The organism is Actinomadura sp. KC216, assembly GCF_004348535.1.
Taxonomy (GTDB): domain Bacteria; phylum Actinomycetota; class Actinomycetes; order Streptosporangiales; family Streptosporangiaceae; genus Spirillospora.
Genome location: NZ_SMJX01000386.1, coordinates 1 through 7,230, shown reverse-complemented (window position 1 = coordinate 7,230; position 7,230 = coordinate 1). Strand labels below are relative to the sequence as shown.

The following is a 7,230-nucleotide window of genomic DNA, read 5'->3' as shown; positions in this document are numbered from 1 at the left end:
GGTCAGGGGAGGGGGACGGTGCTGGAGAAGACCTCGTCGCGCGTCTCCCGGAGTGCCTGCTGAAGCGCCCCGGCCAGGACCGGGTTGCCCTGGACGGTGCTGAGCCGCACCTTGGGCCGCGGGATCGTCAGGCTGTGCAGGTGCTGTTCGACGCGCGCGCGGAGCGGTTCCCCTCCGGCGCGCAGGACGTCGCCGGTGAGGACGACGAGGGCGGGGTCGACGATGGCCACGACGGTGGCCAGGGTGACGCCGAGCCGGCTCGCCAGCTCGGTGAGGGCCCGCTCGGCGCGGGCCCCCGCGTCGGACGCGGTGCGCGTCCCGGACGCCGCGGCGCACACGTCGCCGGCGACGCGGCCGAGCGCGGTCGCGGCGTCGCGGCCCCGGAACCCGTGCTCGCGCATCAGCTTCAGCACGGCCGCGCCGCCGGTCAGGCTGTGCACGCCGCCGGTGTGGGTGCGGCGCACGTCCCGCATCAGCGGCGCGCCGACCGCCGGCATGTAGCCGATCTCGCCCGCGCCGCCCGTCGCGCCGCGGTGCAGCGTCCCGTTCAGCACGACGGCCATGCCGACGCCGTCGGCGACCCACAGCAGCACGAAGTCGCCGGTCCCGGCGGCCTCGCCGTCCGCGCGCTCGGCGAGGGCGGCGAGGTTCACGTCGTTCTCGATCGCGATCCGCACGCCGAGCCCGTCGCTCAGCGTCGCGACCAGGTCCGGGATGTGCCAGCCGGGGATGTGGGAGGCGTACCCGAGCCGCCCGGTCGCCGGGTCGACGGCGCCCTGGATGCCGATGACGGCGCGGCCGAGGCCCGCGCGGGTCAGGCCCGCCGCGGCGGTCGCGCCGTCGAGCGCGGCGGCCATCCGGGCGACGACGTCCACGCCGGTGCGGTCGGGCGTCGGCAGCGTGTACTCCCCGACGACCGTCCCGGCGAGGTCGGCGACGCTGACCCGGATCCGCGCCGGGGTGACGTCGGCGCCCGCCACGTGCGCGGCGGCCCCGTTGATCCGGTACAGCTCGGCGGTGCGTCCCGGCAGGCCCTCCCGGATCCCGTCCCGGACGACGAGCCCGGCCTCCTCCAGCCGCGCCAGCAGCTGCGAGGCGGTCGGCTTGGAGATGCCGGTGAGGTCGGAGATCTGCGGCCGGGTCAGCGGCCCCCGGTCCAGCAGCGCCTCCAGCGCCGCGCGGTCGTTGATCGCCCGCAGCAGGCTGGGCGTCCCGGGGACGGGCGTGGACACGGCGGCGCCTCCGCGTACGGGTGTCGTGCGGTTCGGGTTAAGAAGGTTTCCTAACTTGGAGGAGAAAGTAAGGACTCTTAACGATCACGTCAAGACCCGGGCCGGACCCGGACTATCGCGGCGGAGCGGGGCGCTCAGGGCGCGGTGACGATGAAGCTGGAGTTGCCGAAGCCGACCTCGTCGCCGGGCCGGACGCGGGCCGGGCCGGTCAGCCGCCACCCGTTCACCCGGGTGCCGTTCATCGAGCCGAGGTCGGAGATCATCCAGCCCTCGTCGGCGCGGTAGATCTCGGCGTGGAACCGCGAGACGGTCAGGTCGGTGAGGATGAACTGGCAGCCGGGCGCGCGGCCGACGACGATGCGTTTCAGATCGCTCGGCGGCAGCACGAACCGCGGTAGCCGCGGCGCCCGCCACGCCGCCTCGATCCGCGCGGTCACCTGCGACACCGACGACACGATGCCGGTCAGCCGGTTGAGGACGCGGTTGCCGGACGGCAGGTCGTGCACGATGTCGGCCAGCTCGGCCTGGCTGCGGGCCTGCAGCACCTGGTCGACGCGGCGCTCGAACGTCTCGTTCGACATCCGGCCCTCGGCCACGCGGTCGCTGAGGACCCGCAGCACCCGGTCACGTTCCATGTCGGACGCTCTCACCGGGAATGAGGGCTGACCGTCCATAGCGTGAGTATCCAGTCCCCATCGTCGGCTGTCCAGAAACGGCTTTCGGATGAGGACGGGGGACAGACCTTCGCCCGCCCTCCCCCGTTTCGATGCCGCGAACGCCGCGGAGGTTCGCGGCGGGTTCACCCGGTCCGCCCGGGTCTGCGGGGTCAGCGCGACAGCAGATCGCGGGCGATGTGGGTGACCTGGATCTCGTCGGTCCCGGCGTAGATCTGGAACGACTTCGCGTCGCGGGCGAGCTGCTCGACGCGGTACTCGCTCATGTAGCCGTTGCCGCCGAACAGCTGCACCGCCTCCTGCGCCACCTCGCTCGCGGCCTGCGCCGAGTACAGCTTCATCGCCGACGCCTCGGCGAGGGTCGGGGCGCGCCCGGCGCGCTGCATCTCGATGTGCCGGAACACCAGGTTCTGCACGTTGAGCCGCGCGACCTCCATCTTGGCGAGCTTGAGCTGGATGAGCTGGAAGTCGCCGATCTTCTGCCCCCACAGCTCGCGGGTCCTGGCGTACTCGACCGACAGTTTCAGGCACTCCTCGATGACGCCGAGGGCCATGGCGGCGACGCCCGCGCGCTCGGTGACGAAGTTCTGCTTCGCCGACTCCTTGCCGCTCCCTCCGCCCGCGGCGAGGAGCCGGTCGGCGCCCGCGCGGACGTCGTTGAGGAACAGCTCGCCGGTGGGGGAGGAGTGCAGGCCCATCTTCCGCAGCGGCCCGCTCTGCTCCAGCCCCGGCATGCCCTTGTCCAGGACGAACGTGAGGATCTCCCGGTCGCGGGCGTCCCGCCCGTCATCGAGCTTCGCGTAGAAGACGATGGTGTCGGCGTAGGGGCCGTTGGTGATGAAGGTCTTGCTGCCGTTGAGGACGTACTCGTCGCCGACCTTCTTCGCGGTCGACTGCATGCCGCCGAACGCGTCCGATCCGGAGTTCGGCTCGGTGATCGCCCAGGCGCCGATCCTCTCCATGGTGAGCAGCGGCAGCGCCCAGCGCTCCCGCTGCTCCGGCGTCCCGCGCTTCATGATCGTCCCGGCGGCGAGGCCGAGCCCGACGCCCATCGCCGACACCAGTCCGGGCGCGACCCTGCACAGCTCGATGACCGGGATCATCGTCATCGCCGCGTTCCCGCCGCGCGGCCGGTCGTCCCCCTCCTTCTCCTCCTTCCGCGAGTGGAAGGAGGAGCGGGCCAGCTCGTCCATGCCGAAGGTCTTGTAGAGGCCGCGGAGCAGGTCGTAGGGCGGCAGTTCGCCCGACTCCAGCGCGTCCAGGTTCGGCCGGACCTCGGCGTCGATCCAGCCGCGCACCGCGTCCCGGATCATCAGGTCTTCGTCGGACCACTCGATCATGCTCGCCTCGTCCCTCCGCTGCCGACGGTCACGGGGACCATCCTCGCAGACGGCGAAAGCGAGCGCTTACTCGGGGAGCGTGACGACGTCGGCGAGGACGCCGCCCTCCGGCGTGAGCCGCTCCGGCGACGGGCTGTCGTAGACCACCAGGACGCGGGTGCCGGGCCCCTCGTCCAGGACCGCGATGCCCTCGGCGTGGTCGTCGCCGTCGCCGTAGGGGAGGTCGCCCACCACCTCCAGCTCGTCGGCCGTGACGACCTCGGCGGCGTCGGCCTTCACCGCGTTCCGCCACCGCACGACCCGCACCGGACCGTCCAGGTCCATGCTGGGGCCGGTCAGGACGAGCAGGTCGTCGCCGTGCGGGCACAGGTCCCGGATGCCGAGGCCGCGCAGGTCGAGGAAGTGCGTCCGGTACAGCTCGCCGCCGTCGTCGAGGGGGAGCGCGCGCAGCCGCCGCGGGTCGCGCGGGTGGTCGCCCGGGCGGATCTCCACCAGCACCGCCCAGCCGCGCAGCACCGGCCCGCGGAACCCGATGTAGAGGCGGTCGCCGTGCGAGGCGACGCCCTCGATGTCGATGCCGTTGTCCTTGCTGGGGATGGACAGGAACGGCGCGAGGTGCGGGTCGCCGGCCAGCAGGTCGGTGAGGGAGTCCTTGTCGAGGCCGAGCACGGCGGCGGTGCGGCCGCCGTCCTCGCGGACGACGGAGGGCAGCCCGTCGTCGCCGGTCACCAGGGGGAGCCGCACGAGGATGAAGCGGTTGTCCTCGCGGACGACGGTGGCGAGGCGCTTGCGCGACTTCGCGTCGCTCTGCCCCGCCTTGATCTTCTTGCGCTTGAGGCTGTGCGAGCCGACCGCCCAGAGCCAGCCGTTGGAGCGGGCCAGCCCCTCGATGTCGGCCTCCTCGCCCGGGCCCGCCGGCAGCGGGACGAGATCGGCGAGCGCGATCGTGGCCTGCCCCTCGTAGCCGGTGACGCGCCCGTCGCCGTCGAGCGAGGCGGTGAGCCGCTCGATGGTGGCGGTCTCGTCGCCCGCCACCCAGAGGCAGCGGCCGTCCTGGCGGACGGCGGACAGGTTGGTGTGCGTCTCGGCCTCGCGGCTCTCCTGCGCGAAGCGCAGTTCCACCCGGCGTTCCACGATCATTCCGGCATGTTCCCACATCACGGGCCCCACAGGACGTCCAGACGGGGCGGCTTGCGGAAGACGAGGCCGTGCGGCCGGGACGGGCGGGACGGATCGAGCCGCAGCCCGGGAAGCCGGTCCAGCAGCGCGGTGAGCGCGGTCAGGGCCTCCAGCCGGGCGAGGTGGGCGCCGAAGCAGAAGTGCGGGCCGTGCGCGAACGCGAGATGTTCGGCGGCGTTGGCGCGCCGCACGTCGTAGCGGTCGGGGTCGGCGAACACGGCCGGGTCGCGGTTGGCGCCGGCGAGCGACACCCGGACGAGGTCGCCCGGGCGGATCTCCGTCCCGCCGATCTCGGCGTCGCGGGCGGCGTATCGGTCGACGACGGACGCCGACGGCTCCAGCCGCAGCGACTCCTCGATCGCGGCGGGCAGCAGATCCCGGTCGTCCAGGACGAGCTTCAGCTGGCGGGGGTGCCCGAGCAGATGCAGGGCGGCGTTGGCGATCATGCCCTCGGTGGTGTCGATGCCGCCGAACATCAGGATCGCGGCGTTCGCGACGACCTCGGCCGTCGTCAGGCCCGCCTCGTCGCGGGCGGCCTCGGCCAGCAGCGACCCCGGACGGGACGCGCCGATCGCCTCCTGCACCGCCTCGGTGAGCAGCCGGTAGGCGCCCCCCGCCGCGGCCGGCGCGGCGCCGCCCGCCGTGATCGCCGAGACGGCCTCGACGAACGCGCCGTACCAGGACCGGACGGTCGCCGCGTCCACGCCCTCCAGCCCGAGGGCCTCGGCGACGACGGCGACGGCCAGCGGCCCGGCCAGCTCGCCGCGCAGCTCGGCCCGGCCCGCCGGGGCGAGCCCGCCGACCAGCCGCGCGGTCTCGGCCTCGACGAACGCGGTGAACCGCTCGCGGGTCCTGGCGGGGCGGAACGGGCGGGCGAACGGGTCGCGGTGGCGGGTGTGGACGGGCCCGTCCAGCGACAGCATGCTCGGCCCGACGACCTGCGCGGTGGAGAAGCGCGGGTCGTCCACGGTGAACGCCGCCGCGTCGCGCATCACGCGCAGCGCCAGGTCGCGGGAGGTCACCAGCCAGCCGCCGAGCGCCGGCAGCCAGGAGACCGGCTCGCGCTCGCGCAGCCGGGCCAGGTGGGGGTGCGGGTCGTCCTCCAGGTCGGCGGCCGTGACGGCCGCGCCGAGCGGGAACCGGCAGGTCAGGTTGGAGTCGGAGGAGGTCGTCACCCGTCCGAGCATAGGCGGAACCGCTATTGATCTACAACGTAAAGGCGCCGGGCGGGAACGCTCCAGCGAGAGCGCGGCTTAGGCGGCCTTCACCTACCGCCGCCACCACTCACGGCCCCGCTCCGGCAGCGTGTAGATCGGGTCGTGGTACTCGTACCGCCTGGTCAGCGCGTCCGGGTCGGACGCCTCAAGGCCCGTGCGGTAGTTCTTCGTCCAGTAGGAGATCCCGCGCTCGCGGTCGTAGTCGGCGAGCTGGTGCACCCAGCGCTTGCCGACGTAGGGGACGTCGCACACGATCCGCGGGGTGGCGAAGCCGGGCAGGTAGCCCATGATGGCGTGCTGGAGCTCCTGCGCCTCCCACACCGCGAGCCGCCAGTGCTCGCTCGCCGGGATCATGTCGCACATGTACAGGTAGTACGGCATGATCGCGGCCTCGTCGAGCAGCGCGAACGACAGGTCGAGCAGCGCGGCGGGGGAGTCGTTGACCCCGCGCAGCAGGACGCCCTGGTTGCGGACGTCGCGGATCCCGGTGTCGAGCATCGCGCGGGCTGCCTTGGCGACGAGCGGCGTCACCGACTGCGCGGCGTTGACGTGGGTGTGGATCGCGATCTGGACGCCGCGCTCGTGCGCCGTCGCGGCGAGGCGCTCCATGCCGGCGCGGACGTCGTCCTGGAGCCAGTGCTGCGGCAGGCCCATGAGCGCCTTGCTGGCCAGGCGGATGTCGCGGATGTTGTCGATCTCCAGCAGCGAGGCGACGAACGCCTCCAGCCGCGGCCACGGCATGTTCGCGACGTCGCCGCCGGAGACGACCACGTCGCGGACGCCGGGCGTGCGGCGCAGGTAGTCGAGCATGGCGCCGAGCCGGTCCGGCGGCTTGACGGTGAACTTGTGCTTGTCGACGTTCGGGGTGGAGTTGCCGACCAGGTCCATGCGGGTGCAGTGCCCGCAGTACTGCGGGCAGGTCGGCAGGATCTCGGCCAGGACCTTGGTGGGGTACCGGTGCGTGAGGCCCTCGACCGCCCACATCTCGGCCTCGTGCAGCGAGTCGCGCGCGGCATGGGGGTGGGAGGGCCAGTCGGTGCGCCGGTCGCTGAACACCGGCAGCATGTAGCGGCGCACGGGGTCGGCGTAGAAGGCGTCGGTGGACGAGGAGTCCATCGTGTTGAGCATCTGCGGGGGCAGCAGCATCGACATCGTCGCGCGCTCGGCGTGGTCACGTTCCAGGTCGGCGTAGAACGGCTCGTCGAGCAGGTCGCCCATCACCTGGCGGAGCTGGCGGAGGTTCTTCACGCAGTGGGCGCGCTGCCACTGGGCCGATTCCCACTCGTCGCGCGTGACGTCGCGCCAGCCGGGAATCCGTCGCCAGTCGGGCTCCTCCAGGGGCCGCCGCCGGTAGACGTAGGGCTGGCGCGCGGTCTCTTCGGACAGGACGGGGCCGCCCGCGTCCGGATGCAGGGCAGTGGTCATCGCCGACCGCCTCCTCGCCTCACATTGATCGCATAAAACTCTTGTATACCGCCGACGCTACGGGAAGACTTTCGATGAAACCAGTGGTACCCGATACATCTTACGTAACGCCATCGGATTCGACGGAGAGGCGGGGACGGCGATGAACGACGGCGGCCTGGGC

Annotated in this window: 6 protein-coding genes; all 6 read right to left on the bottom strand. The window is 72.7% G+C overall.

Going from position 1 to position 7,230, the window contains the following annotated elements; all coding sequences use genetic code 11:
* Positions 1-2 precede the first annotated feature (2 nt).
* The 6 genes from E1264_RS37815 to E1264_RS37790 all read right to left on the bottom strand — a co-directional run bounded on the left by E1264_RS37815 (position 3) and on the right by E1264_RS37790 (position 7,067).
* A complete protein-coding gene (locus E1264_RS37815) occupies positions 3-1,232 on the bottom strand; it encodes an ROK family transcriptional regulator (RefSeq protein WP_132181579.1) in 1,230 nt (409 codons plus the stop codon).
* Between the two features lie 134 nt (positions 1,233-1,366).
* Positions 1,367-1,906 (bottom strand): DUF1707 and FHA domain-containing protein, encoded by a 540-nt coding sequence (locus E1264_RS37810; RefSeq protein ID WP_132181577.1) that lies wholly within the window; start codon positions 1,904-1,906, stop codon positions 1,367-1,369.
* A gap of 152 nt (positions 1,907-2,058) precedes the next feature.
* Positions 2,059-3,246 carry an acyl-CoA dehydrogenase family protein gene (locus E1264_RS37805; RefSeq protein WP_132181575.1) on the bottom strand — a complete coding sequence of 396 codons (1,188 nt, stop codon included), beginning with the start codon at positions 3,244-3,246 and terminating at the stop codon, positions 2,059-2,061.
* A 66-nt stretch (positions 3,247-3,312) separates the two neighbouring features.
* The gene (locus E1264_RS37800) at positions 3,313-4,386 is read right to left on the bottom strand and encodes a DUF3616 domain-containing protein (protein ID WP_132181573.1); all 1,074 of its coding nucleotides are present in this window, start codon (positions 4,384-4,386) and stop codon (positions 3,313-3,315) included.
* Positions 4,387-4,403: 17 nt separating this feature from the next.
* On the bottom strand, positions 4,404-5,600 hold the full coding sequence (locus E1264_RS37795) for a cytochrome P450 (protein ID WP_243711419.1): 1,197 nt from the start codon (positions 5,598-5,600) through the stop codon (positions 4,404-4,406).
* A gap of 93 nt (positions 5,601-5,693) precedes the next feature.
* Positions 5,694-7,067 (bottom strand): lysine 2,3-aminomutase, encoded by a 1,374-nt coding sequence (locus tag E1264_RS37790; RefSeq protein WP_132181569.1) that lies wholly within the window; start codon positions 7,065-7,067, stop codon positions 5,694-5,696.
* Between the last annotated feature and the right edge of the window lie 163 nt (positions 7,068-7,230).

Bases quoted from the DNA above. Each gene is read 5' to 3' on its own strand.
- E1264_RS37790 (WP_132181569.1), bottom strand. From the start codon at position 7,067: ATGACCACTGCCCTGCATCCGGACGCGGGCGGCCCCGTCCTGTCCGAA.
- E1264_RS37800 (WP_132181573.1), bottom strand. From the start codon at position 4,386: ATGATCGTGGAACGCCGGGTGGAACTGCGCTTCGCGCAGGAGAGCCGC.
- E1264_RS37805 (WP_132181575.1), bottom strand. From the start codon at position 3,246: ATGATCGAGTGGTCCGACGAAGACCTGATGATCCGGGACGCGGTGCGC.
- E1264_RS37810 (WP_132181577.1), bottom strand. From the start codon at position 1,906: ATGGACGGTCAGCCCTCATTCCCGGTGAGAGCGTCCGACATGGAACGT.